The sequence below is a fragment of the Neoalteromonas arenosi genome (genome assembly GCF_030362855.1).
Classification (GTDB): Bacteria; Pseudomonadota; Gammaproteobacteria; order Enterobacterales; family Alteromonadaceae; genus Alteromonas_E; species Alteromonas_E arenosi.
Map to the genome: position 1 here is coordinate 1 of NZ_JAUCBP010000002.1, position 20,924 is coordinate 20,924.

Genomic DNA, 20,924 nt, shown 5'->3' on the forward strand with positions numbered 1-20,924 from the left:
ACAATAGCGACGTGGTACCACCTGACTCCATTCCGAACTCAGAAGTGAAACACGTTAGCGGCGATGGTAGTGTGGGGCTTCCCCATGTGAGAGTAGCACATCGCCAGACTCCCAATTCGAAGAAGGGCTATCCGTTTGGATAGCCCTTTTTTATTGTCTTGAAGAAAGTTCAACAGTTAGCAACTGAGCGTGTACTGCGTGTATTCCTTGCGCATACATGTGTCTGCACAACGACCTCTTAGTAAATGATCATTTCGATTTTTTCTAGTGTATAAACAATACTAGCTGCAATATAACAGCTTGTGATATTGCTTTTTACATCACCTTTTGGGGATTCAGTATGAATGCATCGAGTGATCCAAAGATTCATGGAGAATGGTCAATCCAAGCATTGCCTAGTTGCAATACCATACTGATCAAAGGACGCGGTGGTTGGAACGGCGAAGCAGCTATCGCATATTGTGAAGAATTTAAGGATAAAGTTATTCCGCTGTTTGGCGTGAAGTGGGCCTGTTTGGGCTATGGTATGGATTGGGAATTAGGCACGCCAGATATCGAAGTCGAGATCAGCCGGTTATACGAATGGATGGTAGAGAATGGTTGTGTTCTCCAAGTGACGGTGATGCGCAGCGCGATGTCTGAAGCACAAATATCACGGTTAATGAATGTTTCAGAACCCGGGTATCAAGTGTTTATTGTTGATTCAACAGAAGAGGCCTTACAAATACTGGAACGTAGAGGTTTTGCGGTTCCAGAAGCTCAATTGACTCGCTTTATTGAAGCGCCTTATTGACGAGAGTCACTAAGGCGCAAATAGCTAGCTACTGACCAGACAAACGTTTGCCAAATGAAATCGCATAAGCGGGCGAACGCATTCTCAATACTGGGTCATCACTGGCTTTAAAACCTGATGCCATAACATTGGGATCAAAATTGATCGGCGTACAAGCATCGCCACCAATTTCAGTCAACGTAATTTTGCCCATCTCAATTGTGTCTCGATCCGTTGGCCATGCTTGAGATGGATCGTTAGTCGTATCCCCCTCTTGGCCGATAGTGGCAGTTACGGTGAATGATATGCCGTCTTGATTAAATTGTTCCGTTGTATGGTTATTTAAGAACTCAGCAGGTAAAGCTGCCTTCTCTTCGTTAGTAATTAAACGCTCGCCTGCATCTGGCGTAATATGCCAACGAAACATTGTTTCTGTACCTTGCGCGTTGACAAAATAAAAAGTATGCAAACCGAAAAATTTAGAAGTACCAAAAGAATATGGCGGGTTAGTGGTTTGTTGCCATTGCGCTAACGGCTGGGTACTTGGGTGTGTAGCAATGTACTGACCGACCTTGGCGTAATCTACTTGACCATTCTCACCCGGTAGGAGTGTTTGTAATAAACCGAAGAACACATCGGGGTTTTTCGCGGCAAAAATTGGCGTGCTGTTACCCACAATATTGTGAAGTTCACCATTAGGTCCAGCTAATTGTATCGCCATTCCGCGAGCACCTGACGCGCGTTGATCGGCACTTGGATTACCGCTTCCCATTGAAAATCGAATAGTTGCCGGGACTGTTTCTTGGGTAAATATCGATGCGCTCGAATACTCACTCATCGCTGGATTAGGTACAAAGTTCGCGGTTGCACATAGTCCATTTGCGTGGGCTTTGCGTATACCGGGTTGTTTACCACTTAGCTTTTCGAACAGTTCAACCATTTCCATTGCCGTGGTATTCGACTGCGCTACACTGGGTAATGTCACCGCAGATAAGGCGCTTACAGCGACGCCAATCAGTAATCTTTTCATGTTAATTTTCTCAGTCAACTGGTGCTTAGTGGTCTAGACATTAGCCGTTCAGTTGGTCGACGGCAAGCTATTCTGACTAAATGACGTTCAATATATTTCTCGCCAATAAAGGTAAATAAGTTCTATCAATGGAAGTGCATCAAAGAGTATGAATTGTAGTGTATACATGTTCACGTTTAATCTTGTCACAGGTAAACAACGTACTTATAAGTGTTATGACAATTACTTACACTGAGTTAAAAATTCCCCAACCGGGCGATTGGCAGCAGATTGCCAGTGGGGTGTTTTGGGTACGTATGCCGCTACCGTTCGATCTTGATCATATCAATTTATACTTAATTGCCGATGGCGATAGTTACGTGATGGTCGATACTGGCTTGGGTAGCAAGACGACACAACAACACTGGCAAGCGTTGTTTGATCGATACAATATTCGCTTATCTAAAATCATTGTCACGCATATGCATCCTGACCACATTGGCAATGCGGGCTTTTTTACTGAACAATTCAAAGTGCCTTTATTGATCAGTCACGATGAATACTTTGTTGCGCGTTCAATCCGCGCCGGTTCCCAAGGCGCATCTCAATGGCAAGATCGCGAGTTCTTAAAACGCTGCGGCATGAGTGCTGAATATATTGAACAGGCGTTGAATAATCGCAATAAGATTCAACATGTAATAACACCCATTCCACTGAGTTTTAGTCGTTTAAGTGAAGGGCAACAACTACAGATCGGTGAGCATCAATGGCAAGTTTACATCGGACGGGGGCATTCACCTGAGCATGTCTGTTTGTATTGTGCCGCACTTAATGTATTGATCTCAGGCGACCACGTTTTGCCAATTATTTCGCCTAATATTGGTGTATACAGCACTGAGCCAGAAGCTAATTCTTTACAGCGCTATTTAAGCACTCTGCCGCAATTTTATGATTTGCCTGAACAAACCTTAGTGCTACCAGCGCATAAGTTACCGTTCGTCGGTTTACACTTCCGAGTTCAAGAGCTTATCGACCACCATCATACCCATTTAAACCATCTATTGGAGTTTTGCCGGGAGCCCCGCAAATTGGTCTCGTGTTTACCGGTATTGTTTAAACGTGAATTGTCAGCGCAAGCGATGTTTTTTGCAGTTGCTGAGTGCTTATCTCATTTAAATTACTTAGTTTTCGCTGAGGCATTAAGCCGCACGATTAACGCAGATGGTATATACATTTACCAAACTGTTGACTGTGCGCAGCGCTTTGATACGCATGCGTACTCACTAGATAATTCGATTGATCAACCACTGCAAACCTGAATTGGTAGTTCCGCTAAGTTTAGCTATGCTTTATGTGAACAAAGGATTTGCACAAGGCAGGGCTCATTATGAGCAAACTCATACTATCTCTGGACGGCGGTGGCATTCGTGGTGCCGCAACTACGCAATTTGTGGCGCGCGTTGAATCGACATTATTTGCTCAACACAAACTTACGGTAAGAGATTGTGTCGATTTTTATGCCGGTACAAGTACCGGTAGCATTATTGCTTTAGCATTAGCTACTACGCGATTGTCTATGAACGATATCAATGAGTTGTATAGTTTTGAGAATGCTAAAGCTATTTTTGCCGAGAACCGAGGATTGTTTGAGATTGATGGTTTAAACGCGCCAAAGTATGAAGCTTCAGGTAAGTTAAAAATACTCAATAGAAATTTTGGTGACGCGACCTTGGATAATGTGGGGCAAGACAAGCACGTATTAGCTGTGACCTATGGCATCGAGAAACGTCGTCCGTACGTACTCAAGTCAACCAAAGCCGTGCACCGCTCCTTACGTGCTGCTGATGTCGCTGATGCGTCTAGTGCAGCACCTACCTACTTTCCGACGAAGAGTCTTAAATTTGGTGAGCACTCTTTAGAACACTGGTTAATCGATGGTGGTGTTATTGCCAATAACCCGACACTTTGTGCGGTGGCTGAAGCGCGTCGTTGTTGGCAAGATCAAGCGTTTGATCAATTGCGTGTGATTTCCATTGGTACAGGCTTTCGTACACGTAAACTGAATGGTCCTGAGTCACAGCATTGGGGGGCGTTACAGTGGATGACCAAGGGGTCTATTATCGATATTTTGTCTGACGAATTGGTGGTCGGATACCAAGCGATCACGTTAGTGCCCAATGGCAATTATATTCGTGTAAACTCTAATTTAGAGAAACAGCCCGGTCTACCACTGCCACCTGATGATGCGATGGATGACATAAGTGAGTCAAACATCGATAAACTCAAAGCGCTGGGGGATTTTTGGTTTGAGCGATATGGTGAAGATGTAATTGCTCTGCTGTGCAATAAGTATCAAGGGCCATCATTAGATCGCATTGATCCCACAACTGGGGAGCCAATAAAGTTTGCGTAACCCTATTAGACCAGAACACGGTGACTATAAATCTGGCAGGAATGGACAGGTAATCCTATTTTCAGGTCGCGGGCCATGGAACGATCAGACAATGCGAATAGGTTCGCGGCAGATGAGTCAATTTATTGCTGAACTTGATTATACGCAGCCGTGGGCTCAAATCAGCTGTGTATTTGGCGAAAGCCTTATGCCACCGTCTACCTTTGACGCCTTTGTGAAACACACCAACATCCGCAAACAAATTGGGCTATCAGAATTAGCGATAGTGATCAAAGATACAGATATCCATTTGACGATCGAAGCTCAATTGTCACAAGCGTACACGCAATGTGAAGTTACGCATCGATTTTATGCAACAATCGAAGACGCGATTGACGCCATTCACCCGCATTACAAATGCGACGTAGAAGAGTTACATCAGTTTTTTCAAAACAACAATTTTGCTAGCCAACCAGATAGCTAATTTACTGCTAATCATTGCCATCTCTGTAAATCTCGTTAACGCACTATTCTTCAGTACAGTATTGGTATTGACACTGTTGCACTAGAATTTACTGCATTCGATTACATCCCTTTTGGGTTATGCGAGCTGGTCGTTAATGCAGTTATATTCAGTCAGTGATTCCGCTAGGCTTAACTTGCGCACAATTGCGCAAATGTCCATTTTATTTAAGGAGAAGAAGATGGAGAGATTAACTGTTGCGAAAATTGGGCTAGTGAGTGGTGCAGGGCCTATTTCTTTCATTTCGTCCGCGTTTGGGAGAAGCGGCGAAGTACTTGCGAGTGCAGTCAATGGCGCTGCACCTTCGCCGTTCCCCGGGGGGAGCTTTTTAACCGCTACTGCGAGTGGGCCTACGCCTAATAATGTTGGTGGGCGCTATCCCGTTAGCGCTTTGGGGCAATCGCCAAGTATTAGTAACGTTGGTGGTGGACAACTTGGGCGTTCTGTCGCCGCTGCACTCGTTGGGGATAACAATGAAGAGCAAGTTTTAGCACCCTCTACTGATGATGAGTAGTCATTAAAGCCGGCACATGCCGGCTTCTTAACGGAGTGTGAACATGCCAACTTTACATTTTAAGTTATATGCATTTCTGAGTTGTTGGGTGGGGTTGTTTGGTGGCATTTTTGCCTGTGGATGGCTTTTCTTAGATTCTATAGACGAAGGCGTCACAAATCTAATAGCAGCGGCAGTATTTGTATTGAGTATTGGCTCTCTACTGCTCGGCGTGCGTTTAATCATGCATGACGAGATTCGAGAACACGTAGTTGTGCAGTTCCAGGTGTGTGCAACGTGCGGTTTTCTGCTTTCAATCTTTTGGCTTTGGCTAGGCGGCGAATGGAGTTTTACGTTACTGGCATTTTCAGGGTACTCGGTATTTGTAATCACTAAGTCGCACGCTGACCAATGACTATTCCTTTGCGGAGGTGAAAAAATCAGCTATGTTCAATACGTCATAGTCAAAAAAAGCACTGACCGATGGAATCCAAAAGTAGTGTGTCAAAGCCTGAGTTTGATATTTTTATCAGCTATGCCAAGGCCGATGAGAAAAAAGCGTTAGAAATTTGTAATGCGTTAGAAGCTCAGAGCGTACTGTGTTGGGTTGCAGCACGTAATCTTTCACCTGATAGTAAGCAAAGCGACGAAATCACTCGTGCAATCGAAGACTCAGCGTGCCTAGTTATTATCCTGTCAGGCGCAGCCAATGAGTCACACTTGGTCGAAGCTGATGTCGAACAAGCGGTTAGCTATGGAAAGCCTGTTTTCTCATTTCGAATTGAAGACATCCTTCCGACAGAGAAATTGCAACTGTTTACGTCAAACGCCCATTGGATTGATGCATGGCACGGCAATCTTCGCGAACATATTGATAGAATTACGGACGCATTACAAAGTGTCAGTCAGACACTTAATCACCCAGATGCAAATGATAAACCCAAGCAAAAGCGGACTTGGTTTGGGTTAATGCGCAAACGTTGGTAAATTTTATGCAAACTGTGTGAGTAAGCTCGTGTTCAGTGCAGTTTTAAGTGCGAGTATCAACATCCCAAAACCTATACAGAGTGCAGCAACAAAGCGTTCAAAATTCTCTTCCGACGACAATACTCTTCTGCCAACGAATCCGGGTAAAACAAAAAAACTGAAAGCGACAAACAATCCAGCATAGCTGATTGCATGGACAAAGCCGTAAGGTAGAAAAAAACTTGCCAACGCTGGAGGCGCAAAACACATGAGAGCGGCAACCCCACGTTGTCGCAATGAGTGGCCAAGTGAAAACTTGTCCTGAATGAAGTGTAACAAACCAACGCCAACACTGAGAAAAGACGTTACTATGGCAAGGTGTGAAAAGAGGCTCAATCGAGACGTTATATCAGCGTCAGCGCCATTAGCCGTTAATGCCTCAACTAAATTCGTTAGTGTACTTCCTGAATTCGCAATAACATTAAATTCAGCGCGTGAAACTGTCCCCAACGTGACGACTAACCAATACAAGTAAATCACTAGAGTAATGACTGCTCCCCACAATAAGCTCTGCTTTACTTTGTTGGGCTCAGCTCTATAGTGCTGGACCAAACTGGGTACCAGTCCACCGCACGCAAAAGCTGTTACAAACACGGGGAGGGCTGCTAAGAGGTAAATAGGCTCACTATTGGTAGCGACTAAATCTACAGTCTTGATCTGGGGCAGTAAGCTACTTGTTGCGATAAAAAAGGTTAGACTCATAATCAGCAGTAACAGTAAGAGTAAACGACTTACTGTGCTGACACCAAACCATACCATACAGCCAATGACCAGCGCGAAAAACAGACTCAACCAAGGACGTAGTATTGATGTATTGTTGACGCTGAAAGTCTCGAGTGTATGAGTGAGAATATTACCGCCGGCAGTGATATAGGCATACATCAGAATCATCATTATAAAAGTGATACTGAAGTTGTTAATGAGTGCCCATCTAGGACCCAGAGTAACGGTTACAATAGCATTGAAATTACTTGAGTAATCAATCTGAACTGTACTGTCATGTATCAATTTCCAATGGGATTTGGCCACTGTCATAGCTGCCAAGTATGTCATTGTGCAAACTATCAACATCCCCAGCGCTGACCACCATATCCACGGGCCTGCAGACACCATTGGTAAGGCAAACATGCCGGCGCCGATTGCGCCGCCTATAACTAGAAGTATACCGTGACTAACGGGGCTCGATGACGAAGATGACAAGCTACGGGCTACCCTTGTCGATTTATTGTTTGTTCACCATTGTGAACTAAGCGGGTCGACCAAGGTATGGGGTTACGCAGCGCGTGATGAGCCATACAGGCACCTTCAGCCTCGTTGAGCAAGGCTTGGATTCGTTCAGTCGATTCTGGGCTTTCAATTAACACATGGGTTTCAACCATTTGGCATTCACCTTCAGTAGTGTGGCCCAGTTCACGCATGGTGCCTAAGTTAGTTTGGAATTTGATGCGCTGCTCTAGCTTTAGAGAATCCACTTGGATCTTCCGCGCGTTTAATATATCCGTGAGGTGAGTCATCAAGCAAAATCCAATACCTGCGGCAAAAAACGCGAGTGGTGGTGGGGCGGTATCATCACCCACTGGGGGTTGTTCGTCACAATAAAGCACAACCGGACTGAAACCAGGAATGTTGACCTGCACAGTCCCTGTTTTTTTCTGTTTAGTGCCGGCTTCAGCGATTAAGTTCACTTCAAAATTGAGTGGCTCTGGTGGTCTCGATTTCTTGAACGGAGCGGCTGTGAATTGGGTTGGTTCAGGGATCGTATCGCCCTGCTTGCCGACGTGGTAAGTATTGCTCATTGTTATTTTTCTTTTGATGTTGTTTTTACCACGCTAACACTGAATAAAAAATAGTCAAACCTTCTGAGCCACTAAAGCGCAGGTGCAAACTGTCACAAGTGCGCTCCATGGTCTAGGCTTGAACAGTAACCAAAGCGCGACACGAGAAGGATTACGTGAAGAAGAATGTTCGGATTTTTATTTCATCACCCAACGATGTAGAAATTGAGCGGCAAATAGCGCTGCAAGTTATTCAGCGTTTGGCTAGAAAGTACAACAACAGTATTAACCTCAAAGCCATTTTATGGGAACGCGAACCCCTGCTAGCCAGCGGACATTTCCAAGATGCGCTGGATCCCAGTACTGCCGATATCGCTATTTGTTTATTGTGGTCGCGGTTGGGCTCACCACTACCAGAGCAGTTCAAGTCGATGGATGGGCGAACTGGCATAACGGGCACTGAGTGGGAATTTGAACGAGCACTAGCTGCGTTTGAAGAGCACCAAAAGCCGGATCTGTTGGTCTATCGCAAAACCGCCAAAGTATCCACCGACATTGAAAACCTCGCGCAAGCTAAGAGTTTGTTGGAGCAAAAACAAAAAGTTGAGGATTTCTTTCAGCGTTATTTTCATTACCAAGACGAATTTAGTACTTTCCGACGCGCCTACTTCTCGTTCGATAACGCCGAGGACTTTGAGCTTTTGCTTGAGTCCCATTTGCAACCCTTGATAGAAAAGCACGTTATCGATGCATCTAACACCCAAAATGTCACTTGGTTTGAGGGCTCCCCCTTTGCCGGCTTAGCGGCTTATGAAGAGCATCAACACTCAGTTTTCTTTGGTCGCACTAAAGCCATTGGCGAAGTCATGAGTCGCTACAAGCGTCTAGTCGAACGCGGTAGCGGGTTCATTATGATTTCTGGCATGAGCGGTAGCGGCAAGTCGTCTTTAGTCAACGCTGGTTTACTCCCCCTCATCAGAACGCCGCGAGTCGTGAGTTTTGATGTTGCCTATATTGACGTAACGCGATTTTCACCGCGACAACTTGGGCACAGCAAAGGCCCCTTGTATGCGCTGTGTGAATTGTTTTTAGCCCAAAGCCAAGCAACTGTGTTTGATATTGATGCTGAAACCTTGTTTGAGCAACTCAAAGGCTCACCAAAGAGTTTGGCGTCTACGTTCATGCATGCGACCGATGTCCTTGCGCAGCAACAGACTTTACATCAGAACGTCGCCTGTCGCTTTCAGTTAATCATTGATCAAAGTGAAGAGATCTTTACGCTGGCTGGCGTGGGCAAAGAACAGTTAGTCGAGTTCTGGCAAGGTATAGCGGCACTTGTGAATACCGGATTTGTGTGGGTGTTGGGTTCTATTCGCAGTGATATGGTCGGGCAAGGCCAAAATACGCCACTGTTTGATTTAATGCAGGGCGAGGGCGACTATAAACTAGCCCCTCCCAGTGCCACTGAGATCCGCCAGATCATTGCTGAGCCTGCTGCGGCGGCAGGCGTTTCATTTGAAGTCGATAAAGATGGACGATCATTGGCTGATGTGATTTTTGAAGACAGTCAGGCGCAATTGGGCAGCTTGCCGTTAGTGGCATTTTGTCTAAATGAGTTATTTGAGCTGGCCAAAAATACTGAGAATGCGCCAAACCTATTATCATTTAATGCTTACTACAACAAACTCGGTGGGCTTGCTGGCGCCATCTCGAAGCGAGCAGAAAGCATTGTCCAACAGTTTCAAGCGCAGGGTTATAATCTCGATACTGAATTACCGTACTTTTTCAATGCATTTATTCGCGTATGTGATGTTACTGCCGATGGCAGCGTAACCGCGAGAGTTGTGCCGCCGGCGGCAATCACTCGGCCTGAGCAGCAAGCCTTGATTGAAGCTTTTGTTGATGCACGATTGATTGTGCACACCGAAAGTTATTATCGCTTTGCTCATGAAGCACTAATTTCCAAGTGGCACCGGATCCAAAAATGGATTGGTGAAGATCGCAGTTTCCAAGCATTTAAGGCCCAAATTGAAGAAGATGTAAGCATTTGGCAACGAGAAGGTCAACCGACTGCACGATTATTGAATCGCGGCAAAATGCTTGATGAAGCCGAAACTTGGATGGACCTGCGACGTGATGACTTTCTACCAACAACCATTGATTATTTACAACACAGTATCGATAAATGCAATTTCAGTAAGCGCCGGCGCATAGCCGCAGTCATTGCGGTATTTATAAGCCTTTGTGTATTGACGTTGTACTCTTGGCAACAGCAGCAAAAGGCGCAACAAAATTATGCTCAAGCGCTACAGAATCAGAGCTTGTATTTGGCCGAACAGGCCCGCGATCAATATGAACGCGGTCGCACGGATACTGCTATGTTACTTGCGCTTAATGCATTACCTGGCCTGTACGGTGGCGATCGCCCACACCAGGATCTGGCCGACGTGTGGTTGAGTTTAGCCACGTCAAATAACCGTGTGCTGGCAACTTTCACTCATGAGGGATGGGTGAATGACGTAGCTATCGTCAATGACGGTAAGTACGTTATCTCGGTTGGCGATGATGGTATTGCTTATGTGTGGGATATCGAGCAAAGCACAATAAAATACACCTGGGATCATGGTGTGTTACTCGAGCGCGTAGTAGTCAGTCCAAATCAGGAATGGGTAGTCACCGTAGGGTATGATCACGGCGTGCGTTTGTGGTCCATGCGCAATGGCCTGATGTTGAGTGAATTGATATTTGAGAACTTTGTTGACGACCTCAGCTTTACCGATCAGGCAAACCGTATGTTGGTTCAAACCAGTGCGGGGGAGCTCAGTGTTATCGCGATTGACGCTGATGGTACTATGGCTATTCAACGCTCCATGTTAAACATTTCCGCTCATGCTTCATCTCAGACTGATGGCAAATTTGCGGCACTGCAGGATGATGGGGGAGTCATAATTTCTGCGCTCGAGGCTAGTGGTGGTAATAGGCTTATCAATGTGAACGGCGATGTACACCTGGTCGCTATTGATGCGCAAGCGGCCAAGCTGGCAATAGGTACAGCCGATGGCCAGGTAACTATTTGGACGATTGCGCAAGGTCAACAGCTGCACAGTTTTAGTCACGAATTTGGTCTTGAAACGATAACGTTTTCACCCAACTCGCAAATTCTCTTTACCAGTGATCTGCAAGGCACTGGATTTCTATGGGACCTGTCTTCAGGCAAACTACTAACGACCCTTGGCCATACACGCCAGCTAAATAGTGCGGCATTTAACCGCGATGGGACTCAACTGGTAACTGGATCTCGCGGAAACTCGGTGTCTTTATGGGACGTTGCAACCGGGGAATTGTTACAACGCGGTTGGCACAACAAAGACATTTTTCGTGTTCATTTTGCTGATAATGATCAGCGTTTGGTTTCCGCCTCAGGTGATGGCACTGCAATTTTGTGGCAAATAATTCCAGCTCCTATTAACTTTATGACTCATCAAGACGCGCTCATGGGGGCTGTTATATCCCCTCTAAATCGGTATTTAGGCACCGCATCGGATGATAAGACAGGTGTTCTTTGGGACATCGCCACAGGCCAATCGAAATTTGTTATGCAGCATTCCGACTCGGTTTACATGCTCAGTTTCAGTGCTGATGAAAAACGCGTAGCGTCTTCATCATTGGATGGTTTAGTACGCATTTGGTCGACTGAAACGGGTGAGCTATTAGCTCAAGTTGAATATGCGGGCGGTGTTTGGGAGTCTCATTTTAGCGCTGACGGTAACAGACTTTATGCATTAATTGAGAACAATGTGGCTGAAGTTACAGATATTGCCACTAATGAGACTTTAATTAGCGTAGCTTCGGATATCCCTGTGCACTATATCGCGCTTAACTCGGCGGGTAACTTGCTCGCCATAGGTAACGAAGATGGGGTGATTGAGCTTTGGTCGCTACCTAGCCAAGAAAAAGTGCACCAGTTTAGTCATGAACGGGAGATTTGGAATCTCGCTTTTAGTCCGCGAGATGATGAGCTTGCTAGTGTTGGCGCTGACCATAAACTGATCGTTTGGGATCTTAATACCGGACAAAAGCGTTTTGAGTACTCGCATCGCGATACCATTTGGGACGTGAATTTCAGCCCAGATGGAAGCTTACTACTGACCGGGTCATGGGATAATACCGCCAGCGTGATCGACCGTTTCACCGGCGAAGAGCGCCATGTGTTGCGCCATGCGGATGATGTCAATTGGACGCGCTTTACTCAAGATGGAGAGCACATCGTAACTTATTCCAATGATGGAACGGCAGCTCTTTGGGAGACTGATAGTGGAGAAAGAGTCGGTGTTATCACATACTCAGGTGCACCACAAATGGAAGCCATTGCTTCGGATGGCGAAAAGGTGATCACTATCGCACCCAGTGGGGTTGCAACTGTTCATACATTCTCTGATGTATTTTCTGTTTCTCAAGCAGTTGGGCAGTTACCGATCAATCGAAGGTGTTTATCTGCCGCAGAACGCGAAGATTTCTTCCTACTGCCGCTGACTGCACAAGAACGTGCAGCGCGAAGATGTGAGCCAAACGTCGACTAAAACTACAGGCAGCGTATGATAAGAGAGTGGGCTTTGGGGCTGAATGACTCCATAACAATTTAATTGACATTCAAGGACGTAATTGATGAAAGATATAAACCGCGTGTTCTCAACATACGCTTTTCTAAGCGGCTTTTTACGGCGTGTTTTAATGGCCAGTACCTGTGTTTGCCTGTGTAGCATTTCATTGGCGTCTCCTACTGCGCAGCAATCACTGTCTGATGCCGAATCGGATCCGCGAAAACTTGAACTTATGCAGGGATTTCCACCGCCTGTGGATAAACGAATTACATTGCCTGACTCTGTTTTCTTCAGCTTCCCTAACTTGCGTTGGTCGGTGTGTCATATGCGGGAACTGTTGCCAACGGCCAATATTGAGCGCCACCCAGATGCCTATAATCTGCTTCCGGTAGATTTGGACGATGCTATTGACGATATTGCCTTTACACCTATCGACGCTGAATCATCGATGACTTGGCGAGAATCTTTAGCGCATAATTACACCGATGGCATCCTTATTTTACATCGAGGTAGGATAGTCTATGAACGCTATCGCGGATGTCTAACACCAGATACTCGTCATGCTGCCATGTCTATGACTAAATCATTAACGGGTTTATTGGCAGAAATTTTGATTGCTCAGGATCTGCTAGATGAGAACGCGAAGGTTAGTGCGATCATTCCCGAACTGACTGAATCCGCATTTGGTTCAGCGACTGTGCGGCAAGTCATGAATATGACAACGGCCATACAGTACAGTGAAAACTATGCCGACCCTAATGCGGATATTTGGCAATATGCGTATGCTGCGAACCCTTTGCCTAAGCCAGATGATTACGCTGGTCCAGTGGGATATTTTGAGTACTTACAAACAGTGCAGCAACAAGGTGAGCATGGTCAAGTCTTTGGCTATAAGACGGTAAATAGTGACGTGCTCGGTTGGATCTTGGCGCGCACTTCTGGCAAGTCATACAATCATTTAGCCAGTGAACTGGTATGGGAAAAGATTGGGGCAAAATACAGTGCTGATATCACCGTTGATGGGCTTGGAACACCATTTGCTGGTGGTGGGCTTAGTGCAACCTTACAGGACTTAGCGCGTTTGGGATTCGTGGTACTGAACCGAGGATACAGTAACGGCGTTGAGGTAATACCCTCTGATGCCATCAACAGCATCATGGCTGGTGGCGATAAATCTGCATTCGACAAAGCTGGGTTCAGCACGATGCCGGGCGGCAGCTATCAAAGTATGTGGTGGCACTTTCACAATGCGAATGGCGCTTTTGCCGCAAGAGGAGTACATGGGCAAACCATTTACATTGCTCCTACAGCAGATATGGTGATTGTTAGGCTGGCGTCACATCCGAGTGCAGCAAACTCTGTCATCGATCCAACCTCGCTACCGGCCTATGAGGCTGTGGCGCAGTACTTAATGGCGCTAAATTAGATTGGTTTACGCACTATGCACTGGCGAGCACTTGAGTCGCAGGCATCACCTTATTACGGCCAGAGTTTTTAACCGTGTATAGTGCCTTATCAGCCGCATCGATCATACGGTCTAAATCGTCGGCATCCAGTGGATGACCAAAAAATTGCCCGTCGATAGTACCGCATACGCCGAAACTAGCGGTAAATTCTATTTTATCTTCATCAATATCTATGCGCGCTTGAGCTACTAAGGCGCGCAAATTTTCAGCATGTTTGATCGCTTGTTGCTCATTAGTGTCGGGTAACAGAAGTAAGAATTCTTCACCGCCCCAACGCGCCATAACATCACTGCGTCGCGCACCATGTTGCAGCAACGCTGCAATGCTCTTTAAGACTTCGTCGCCTTGAACATGACCGTATTGGTCGTTAATTTGTTTGAATAAGTCGATATCGAGTATTACCACGGATATATCACGGCCACTGCGCAGTTGCTGGTACCAAACGGGTGTTGCAGCATGTTCAAAACCACGGCGATTGTTTAGGCCAGTCAATGAATCAATACGGGCACTGCGCAATGCCAATTGTTTTTCAACTTCGGCAGTGCGGAAACGTTGTGCCAGCAAAAAGGCTAAACAGATAGCCTCAAATGACATACCCACTTCGATAAGCTTAAATGTCATGTCGTTGTAAGGTAGTAAGCCAGCAACCGCCGCAGTCGATATACAGATACAAACCGCAGCAGTGAGTGAGCACACTAAAAACAACTTCGCCGCAGCAACACCGTTGCGCAATGCGGTATGGCCCAGCGCAATAAATAGCACTGCAAAGCTGGTATTCAGTAAAAACGCTAGTACGAGGGACAATGTCAGGTTGTTAAGTAGCGCACCAATGACCATACCTGCGGGAATAAAAACAGTGACCCCTACCGTAACTTTGTCTAACCAAGGGGCGTGACTCTTGGTATTAAGCAACACTCGGGCAAAGTGTAACCCTGCAATCGAGTAGGTGATCATCAAGAAGATGTTAAGCCAATCTTGAAAGTAGGGGCCCCAATCTGGAGTAAACCAAGTATGTAGTTGACCGGTATAAGACAAGCTATTAATCACAAAGCCGACGAGGTAAACGGCGTACAAAGCGTATTCGCGTTTGCGGATGCTGATATAGATAATCAAGTTGTACATCGCCAACGCCAGCATAATTCCATACAGCAATCCGTATTGATAACCGCTAGAAATGTCTCTCTGCACTGCTAGCCCAGATTCGGCAATCCGCAGCGGAATAGCCATTGGACCGACTGTTTCGACGCGCATATATAACTGAGTAGCACCAGGTGGTAGCTCCGTTTCAAATGCGAAGTAGCGGTATTGCATTGGGCGTTGTTCATAAGGAGTGGCATCACCACCACTTTCAACATGGATGACTTTGCCGTTGTGAATCAGCCAGGCGTCGATAACGTCGAGCCACGGTGTTTCAGTGCTAAAGCGAAACACCGTGGCTTCCGTCGCATCGTTTTGCAGCTCGGTTTTAAGCCACACTGGCGCAACGCTTATACCAATTGAAATTGATTCGCTTATGCCGGTTGGATGGCTTTTAGCCGCAAACTGCTCTATGGCTTCAGACACCTCAAGCCGGCGACCTGATTCTTGAAAGTAACGTGTATACTCGCCCGCGGTTACTGCTGGATTTTGAGAAACATTAAGGATCGGCTCGGCGTGCACAAGGCTGTGTAAACAAGAAAGTGTTATTAATAACCACCACCGCAGTGTGGACGGACTTATATGCATATAAAATTCTCACGCACGCAACCATCCACTGTATTGTGCTTTTTGCTACCTGCAGAAAACACGCTAACTCTCGCAACAAATGCTGCCCTAGCGCTATGCTTAATTGTAACTGAGATTTAATTAAACTCACGCTAAAATTTCTACTTACATCTCAATAGAGTAGTTATGAGACATCTCCGATATTTGGCTTTGGCAGTCATCACTCATAAAATTCTACACAGCGGCTAGAGGTAAAACCCTCTAATTATCAACCACATAAATAGAGTCCGTAAATTTTATTGCAACATGCTGTTTACATTTTGCGCAACCGTTGTTAACGTTTACTTAAACGATTAAGAAGATTTTAGAACAAATACTAACTATAGTCCTAACGTTTCGTGTATTCGGTTGAAACGTATGGATAAGACTCAAGCGTGGAGAAAACTATGTTGGACACTTATAAGATGAAAACCCTCGCAATTGCCGTTGCCTGTGGTCTTGGCACTGCTGCGGTTGCACAAGAGGAAGCTGCTGTTGAAAAACCGGTATATGAACAAATTGTTGTAACTGCATCACCTTCAGGTGCGACAGCTCAAGAGGCGAGTGTATCGGTAAGCTCGCTCGATAACATTGCGATTGAAAAGCTCGCGCCGCGCTCCACTGCTGAAGTCTTTAGATCGTTACCGGGTATTCGCGCAGAATCATCCGGTGGTGGTGGTAACGCCAATATCACTATTCGCGGTATTCCACTTGCGACTGGTGGTTCGAAGTTTATGCAGATTCACGAAGATGGTTTACCCGTATTGGAGTACGGTGATATCAACTTTGGTAATGCGGATAACTTTCTGCGTTATGACTGGTCTGTCGGCACGGTTGAGGCGGTGCGCGGTGGCTCAGCTTCAACCTTTGCCAGTAACTCACCAGGCGGTGTTATCAACTTGATCAGTAACACCGGTGAATACGGTGGTGGGGCAATCGGTACGTCTTTTGGATTGGATTACGATGAATTCCGCTTAGACTTCTCCTATGGCGGTGAAATTAACGATGATTTGTATTTCCACATCGGTGGTTTCGCTCGCGGTGGTGAAGGTACACGTGATACTGGATTCAACGGCGACCAAGGTGGCCAAGTTAAATTCAATATGACGCAGTTGCTCGACAACGGTCATGTGCGTTTCTATTTCAAACATTTAGACGATCGCGTGACAACTTACTTGCCTGCACCTGTTTTAGTTAACAGCAATGGTGACTATGGTCCGGTGCCAAACTTTGATGCCAGCAGCGAGACATTACACTCTGCCTATACCACCAATATCTCTACGTTTGACTCATTTGGGAATCCGCGCAACCGCGACTTGACGGATGGGATTGAGTCACAAGTCACTTCGTTCGGTTTTGAGGTAGATCTTGAAGTTGCGCCGGATACCGTACTACTCAACAAATTTAGAATTTCCGATGTATCGGGCGGCTTTATCTCGCCATTTACCGATACCTTTGGCGCTTACGGTCCACAGAGCGCACAACAAATGGCTGGTGCGATTTGTGATTCAGCACTCGACGGCGATGGCAACCCATTTAACTGCGCCAGCACCTCAGTCACTTTGGCCAATGGTCCCAATGCCGGCAGCGAGTACACAGGCCTAGCCTTCCTAAATCTGTTATTCGATACGTCAATTAACGATTTGGGCAACATGATTAATGACTTAAACGTGCGCAAAGAGTTCGACAATGGCATGTCACTTACGGTTGGTTACTATTACTCAAAGCAAGATATTGCGACTAGCTGGAACAGCTGGAATACCTTCATTCAAACCGTAGACGGTACCGATTCTCAATACTTACACATCACTGATGCTGACGGTAATGCATTAGTTAACAACGGCTTATGGGCACCGAGTTTCTTGTCGTGGGAGTGGGATCTAAACTACACCACTACAGCGCCATATATTAACTTTGGCTTTGAAGTGGGGGATGATTGGTTATTCGATATCAGTGCGCGCCGCGATAGCGTAGATGCTAATGGCGAGCTCATCAGCGCTTGTTGTGGTGGAAATACTGACTTTGACTTAAATGGCAATGGCGTTATTGACGGCAACTCTGAAGATGCGTCGGCATCAAATGGCTTCGGCTTCGGCGGCGGTGTGATCAATCTCAATCGCGCAGGCGCTGGCAGCCAAATCATCAACTACGATGCGAGTAACACCTCTTTCTCCTTGGGTGGCTCGTATCTCTACAGCGATGATATGACATTCTTTGCCCGTTACAGTGAAGGTGGCCGTGCAATTGCTGATCGCTTATTACAAATCGCGGGAACATTAAATGGCGATGGCAGTTTAACCAGTACAACATCAGGTTTTGATGAAACTGACCAATTTGAATTGGGCTTAAAGTACGGTACGCCGGATTTACAGTTCAATGCGACATTCTTCAATACTGTTACTCAAGATACCCAAGCGGAATTAACCAGCGGATTAACCTTTATTCGCGAGTATGAAGCAACTGGTATTGAGCTGGAAGGGCGGTATGACATTGGCAGCGGTTTCTCTGTTACAGGTAACGCAACTTGGACCGATGCAGAGATTAGTGAAGACCGCTTCAACCCAGCCTTGGTAGGTAATACACCACGTCGCCAAGCTGACTTGATCTACACCATCGTACCGCAATTTGATACCGACAACTTCACAGTAGGTGCGGCGTTACAAGGCTCAACTGATTACTACGTGCAAGATAGTAACGAGTTGAAGCAGGATGCCTACATGTTAGTTAATCTATTTGCCACCTATTACATTTCTGATGACTTCTCAGTCAGTCTGAATATCAATAATGCGACTGATGAGTTTGTTATTACCGAATCTGAAGAAGGCAATGCGATGGCGGGCGATATTATCCGCGCCAGACCTTTGAACGGACGCACTAGCTCAATCTCAGTGAAGTACTCGTTCTAATCTCGGCATGGGCAGAGGGGAACCTCTGCCTACATTCTTCAGGTTTAGTTTTTTATGACAACTGCAACTAATACGCAAAATCTGGCGCTGATCCGCTGGTTGACCTATCTGATGTTTATGATGTTTGCGATGACATCAGATTCGGTTGGCGAGATCATCAAAGAAGTCAGAATCGAATTTGGCGTAAACAATACCCAGGCCAGTCTGATGCACTCATTATTCATGGTGGGCATCGCATTTTCAGGCTTGTTCCTAGGCTTTCTAGCCGATCGTTTTGGGCGTAAACCGTCGCTAATTTTGGGGCTTGGCCTATTTGCCGCTTCTTGCTATTTATTTTTAGTCGGCGAAACCTTTGAGTTTATTTTGGGCTTGATCACACTGTCTGGTTTAGCTGTCGGTATCTTTAAAACCGCAGCGCTTGCGCTCATTGGTGATATATCAACTTCGACTAAGCAGCACACCGGGACCATGAATGGTGCCGAGGCATTCTTCGGAGTTGGTGCCATTATTGGGCCGCTACTGGTTGCCTATCTAATTCGCTCTGGTGTGCATTGGATGTGGTTATACGTAATTGCTGGTGGTCTGTGTACGATTTTGATCGTCATGGCACTGTTAGTGAAGTACCCCGAGTATCAAAAGCCTAAAGCGCGTGGGTCGGCCAGCTTGCACGAAAGCTTGAAACTTCTCAAAGATCCTTACGCGATGGGGTTTTCAATCGGTGCGTTCTTGTACGTAGCAGCTGAAAGTGCGATTTATGTATGGATGCCGAGCTATTTAATTTGCAATGCAGGCACACTTGAAGACGTTTTTGCTTGTTATAGCAATGACACCAATAAAGTGCTCGCCATGTATGCGGTGTCGATTTTCTTCTCACTGCGTGCGCTAGGTCGTTTTGTCGGAATCTGGATGATGCAGCGATTTGAGTGGAGTACGGTGCTCGTATTGTTCAGCTTTTGCATTTTGGTCTGTTTTATTGGCGGTTTGTGGGGCGGTAAATCGGTAGCCCTGTATTTATTCCCGCTAAGTGGCATCTTTATGTCGGTGATTTATCCAACGTTCAACTCCAAAGGCATTAGCTGTTTTCCCAAGTATCAGCACGGCGCTGTGGCTGGCGTAATTTTATGCTTTACTGCGGCTGGGGCTGCTGTCGGGCCGCTGGTCATGGGTATTGTCAGTGATATGTACGGTGGCGATGCCAAGTATGGCTTTATCGTTGCCACTGGGTTCGCTGCATTGTTGTTCTTAGGTCTGGTATACAACTACCTAAGACGACCAACAGAAGCCCGTTTGGCACAGGTTGAACAGTCCGAATACAACGTCCCCGGAGAGCCAGCATGACCGAGTATTATGGCGCTATTGAAGCGGGTGGCACAAAGTTTAACTGTGCCATTTGCGATCCCTCGGGCGCAATTGTTGAGCAAACGCGCATTGCAACCACGATTCCCGATGAGACGCTTGAGAGCGTTGTCCAATGGTTTAGCCAGCAGCGTCGGGGCGGCGAACTGAGGGGAGTGGGTGTCGCAAGTTTTGGACCATTAGATCTCAATCCAGATTCTCCGCGATACGGCTGGATCACTAGTACACCTAAGCCCCATTGGTCTGATACACCTTTACTGCCGAGATTGGCATCGGCGTTAAATGTACCTGTGGTTATCGATACTGATGTTAACGGCGCGGCGCTTGCCGAAGCCACCTTGGGAGCTGGACAAGATCAACAAGTCGTTATTTACATTACTGTTGGGACTGGTGTCGGAGGGGGCGTAGTTATCAATGGTGTGCCAATCCACGGTACTGTGCATCCTGAAATTGGCCATATACTAGTGCCCGGCCATCAACAACTGAAAGGGCAATGCCCTTTTCACGCCAACTGTGTAGAAGGTTTTGCCTCGGGTACTGCGATGGGAAAAATTTGGGGACAACCTGCCGAGACTTTACCTGATGATCATATTGCCTGGGAGCTTGAAGCGTTAGTTCTGGCCCAGCTTTGCCACAACTTAATGCTGAGCTTTTCGCCCAATATCATTGTTATCGGAGGCGGGGTGATGGCAAAGCCAGGGTTGTTAGCAAATGTCATCGCTCAAACGCGCATTAGTCTTAATGATTATTTAGTACTACCGAGTAACAAGTCCTTTGAAGACATCATAGTGGCCCCACAATTGGGGCAAAACAGCGGACTACTCGGCGCATTCTTACTCGCTAAACAGAGCGATTGATCGCT

16 protein-coding genes and 1 rRNA gene are annotated in these 20,924 nt (G+C 46.3%); 13 read left to right on the forward strand and 4 right to left on the reverse strand.

The features are described 5' to 3' along the window. Nucleotides 1-109, forward strand: a 5S ribosomal RNA gene (rrf, locus tag QTP81_RS01975); the annotation flags it as partial. Nucleotides 110-340: 231 nt separating this feature from the next. Next, entirely contained in the window at nucleotides 341-793 is a 453-nt protein-coding gene (locus tag QTP81_RS01980; RefSeq protein ID WP_289363385.1) for an ACT domain-containing protein, read from the forward strand. A gap of 28 nt (nucleotides 794-821) precedes the next feature. Here QTP81_RS01980 and QTP81_RS01985 read toward each other — a convergent pair whose 3' ends face one another. Next, on the reverse strand, nucleotides 822-1,802 hold the full coding sequence (locus QTP81_RS01985; RefSeq protein WP_289363386.1) for a catalase family peroxidase: 981 nt from the start codon (nucleotides 1,800-1,802) through the stop codon (nucleotides 822-824). A gap of 215 nt (nucleotides 1,803-2,017) precedes the next feature. Between QTP81_RS01985 and QTP81_RS01990 the strand changes: the two genes are divergently transcribed. The 6 genes from QTP81_RS01990 (at nucleotide 2,018) to QTP81_RS02015 (ending at nucleotide 6,176) form a co-directional block, all read left to right on the forward strand. Continuing rightward, on the forward strand, nucleotides 2,018-3,100 hold the full coding sequence (locus tag QTP81_RS01990) for an MBL fold metallo-hydrolase (RefSeq protein WP_289363387.1): 1,083 nt from the start codon (nucleotides 2,018-2,020) through the stop codon (nucleotides 3,098-3,100). 68 nt (nucleotides 3,101-3,168) lie between these two features. After that, complete coding sequence (locus QTP81_RS01995) at nucleotides 3,169-4,194, forward strand: patatin-like phospholipase family protein (RefSeq protein WP_289363389.1); 1,026 nt, start codon at nucleotides 3,169-3,171, stop codon at nucleotides 4,192-4,194. 112 nt (nucleotides 4,195-4,306) lie between these two features. Then, the gene (locus QTP81_RS02000) at nucleotides 4,307-4,657 is read left to right on the forward strand and encodes a hypothetical protein (RefSeq protein ID WP_289363391.1); all 351 of its coding nucleotides are present in this window, start codon (nucleotides 4,307-4,309) and stop codon (nucleotides 4,655-4,657) included. A gap of 220 nt (nucleotides 4,658-4,877) precedes the next feature. Continuing rightward, a complete protein-coding gene (locus QTP81_RS02005) occupies nucleotides 4,878-5,210 on the forward strand; it encodes a hypothetical protein (RefSeq protein WP_289363392.1) in 333 nt (110 codons plus the stop codon). Between the two features lie 43 nt (nucleotides 5,211-5,253). Then, nucleotides 5,254-5,604, forward strand: a complete 351-nt coding sequence (locus QTP81_RS02010; protein WP_289363394.1) for a hypothetical protein — start codon at nucleotides 5,254-5,256, stop codon at nucleotides 5,602-5,604. Between the two features lie 68 nt (nucleotides 5,605-5,672). After that, a complete protein-coding gene (locus QTP81_RS02015) occupies nucleotides 5,673-6,176 on the forward strand; it encodes a toll/interleukin-1 receptor domain-containing protein (protein WP_289363395.1) in 504 nt (167 codons plus the stop codon). 3 nt (nucleotides 6,177-6,179) lie between these two features. On the opposite strand, the gene QTP81_RS02020 is transcribed toward QTP81_RS02015, so the two are convergent. Next, nucleotides 6,180-7,415: an amino acid permease gene (locus tag QTP81_RS02020; RefSeq protein WP_289363396.1), complete on the reverse strand. Its 1,236-nt coding sequence runs from the start codon at nucleotides 7,413-7,415 to the stop codon at nucleotides 6,180-6,182. A gap of 8 nt (nucleotides 7,416-7,423) precedes the next feature. Then, complete coding sequence (locus QTP81_RS02025) at nucleotides 7,424-8,011, reverse strand: OsmC family protein (protein WP_289363397.1); 588 nt, start codon at nucleotides 8,009-8,011, stop codon at nucleotides 7,424-7,426. Nucleotides 8,012-8,166: 155 nt separating this feature from the next. Here QTP81_RS02025 and QTP81_RS02030 point away from each other — a divergent pair, with 155 nt between their 5' ends. After that, a complete protein-coding gene (locus QTP81_RS02030; protein WP_289363398.1) occupies nucleotides 8,167-12,570 on the forward strand; it encodes a WD40 repeat domain-containing protein in 4,404 nt (1,467 codons plus the stop codon). A gap of 85 nt (nucleotides 12,571-12,655) precedes the next feature. Then, a complete protein-coding gene (locus QTP81_RS02035; RefSeq protein WP_289363399.1) occupies nucleotides 12,656-14,017 on the forward strand; it encodes a serine hydrolase domain-containing protein in 1,362 nt (453 codons plus the stop codon). Nucleotides 14,018-14,030: 13 nt separating this feature from the next. On the opposite strand, the gene QTP81_RS02040 is transcribed toward QTP81_RS02035, so the two are convergent. Next, on the reverse strand, nucleotides 14,031-15,782 hold the full coding sequence (locus QTP81_RS02040) for a sensor domain-containing diguanylate cyclase (protein WP_289363400.1): 1,752 nt from the start codon (nucleotides 15,780-15,782) through the stop codon (nucleotides 14,031-14,033). A gap of 425 nt (nucleotides 15,783-16,207) precedes the next feature. On the opposite strand from QTP81_RS02040, the gene QTP81_RS02045 reads away from it, so the two are divergent. The 3 genes from QTP81_RS02045 to QTP81_RS02055 all read left to right on the forward strand — a co-directional run bounded on the left by QTP81_RS02045 (nucleotide 16,208) and on the right by QTP81_RS02055 (nucleotide 20,919). Continuing rightward, a complete protein-coding gene (locus tag QTP81_RS02045; RefSeq protein WP_289363401.1) occupies nucleotides 16,208-18,706 on the forward strand; it encodes a TonB-dependent receptor in 2,499 nt (832 codons plus the stop codon). Nucleotides 18,707-18,817: 111 nt separating this feature from the next. Then, on the forward strand, nucleotides 18,818-20,044 hold the full coding sequence (locus tag QTP81_RS02050; RefSeq protein WP_289363910.1) for an MFS transporter: 1,227 nt from the start codon (nucleotides 18,818-18,820) through the stop codon (nucleotides 20,042-20,044). Further along, entirely contained in the window at nucleotides 20,041-20,919 is an 879-nt protein-coding gene (locus QTP81_RS02055; protein ID WP_289363402.1) for an ROK family protein, read from the forward strand. Before QTP81_RS02050 ends, QTP81_RS02055 begins: the two co-directional genes overlap by 4 nt. Nucleotides 20,920-20,924: the final 5 nt, after the last annotated feature.

What these genes read in the sequence shown, in the direction of transcription:
- QTP81_RS02010 (WP_289363394.1), top strand. Translation starts at nt 5,254, where the DNA reads ATGCCAACTTTACATTTTAAGTTATATGCATTTCTGAGTTGTTGGGTG.
- QTP81_RS02050 (WP_289363910.1), top strand. Translation starts at nt 18,818, where the DNA reads ATGTTTATGATGTTTGCGATGACATCAGATTCGGTTGGCGAGATCATC.
- QTP81_RS02055 (WP_289363402.1), top strand. Translation starts at nt 20,041, where the DNA reads ATGACCGAGTATTATGGCGCTATTGAAGCGGGTGGCACAAAGTTTAAC.
- QTP81_RS02000 (WP_289363391.1), top strand. Translation starts at nt 4,307, where the DNA reads ATGAGTCAATTTATTGCTGAACTTGATTATACGCAGCCGTGGGCTCAA.
- QTP81_RS02015 (WP_289363395.1), top strand. Translation starts at nt 5,673, where the DNA reads ATGGAATCCAAAAGTAGTGTGTCAAAGCCTGAGTTTGATATTTTTATC.
- QTP81_RS01990 (WP_289363387.1), top strand. Translation starts at nt 2,018, where the DNA reads ATGACAATTACTTACACTGAGTTAAAAATTCCCCAACCGGGCGATTGG.
- QTP81_RS01980 (WP_289363385.1), top strand. Translation starts at nt 341, where the DNA reads ATGAATGCATCGAGTGATCCAAAGATTCATGGAGAATGGTCAATCCAA.
- QTP81_RS02045 (WP_289363401.1), top strand. Translation starts at nt 16,208, where the DNA reads ATGTTGGACACTTATAAGATGAAAACCCTCGCAATTGCCGTTGCCTGT.
- QTP81_RS02025 (WP_289363397.1), bottom strand. Translation starts at nt 8,011, where the DNA reads ATGAGCAATACTTACCACGTCGGCAAGCAGGGCGATACGATCCCTGAA.
- QTP81_RS02005 (WP_289363392.1), top strand. Translation starts at nt 4,878, where the DNA reads ATGGAGAGATTAACTGTTGCGAAAATTGGGCTAGTGAGTGGTGCAGGG.
- QTP81_RS02040 (WP_289363400.1), bottom strand. Translation starts at nt 15,782, where the DNA reads ATGCATATAAGTCCGTCCACACTGCGGTGGTGGTTATTAATAACACTT.
- QTP81_RS01985 (WP_289363386.1), bottom strand. Translation starts at nt 1,802, where the DNA reads ATGAAAAGATTACTGATTGGCGTCGCTGTAAGCGCCTTATCTGCGGTG.
- QTP81_RS01995 (WP_289363389.1), top strand. Translation starts at nt 3,169, where the DNA reads ATGAGCAAACTCATACTATCTCTGGACGGCGGTGGCATTCGTGGTGCC.
- QTP81_RS02035 (WP_289363399.1), top strand. Translation starts at nt 12,656, where the DNA reads ATGAAAGATATAAACCGCGTGTTCTCAACATACGCTTTTCTAAGCGGC.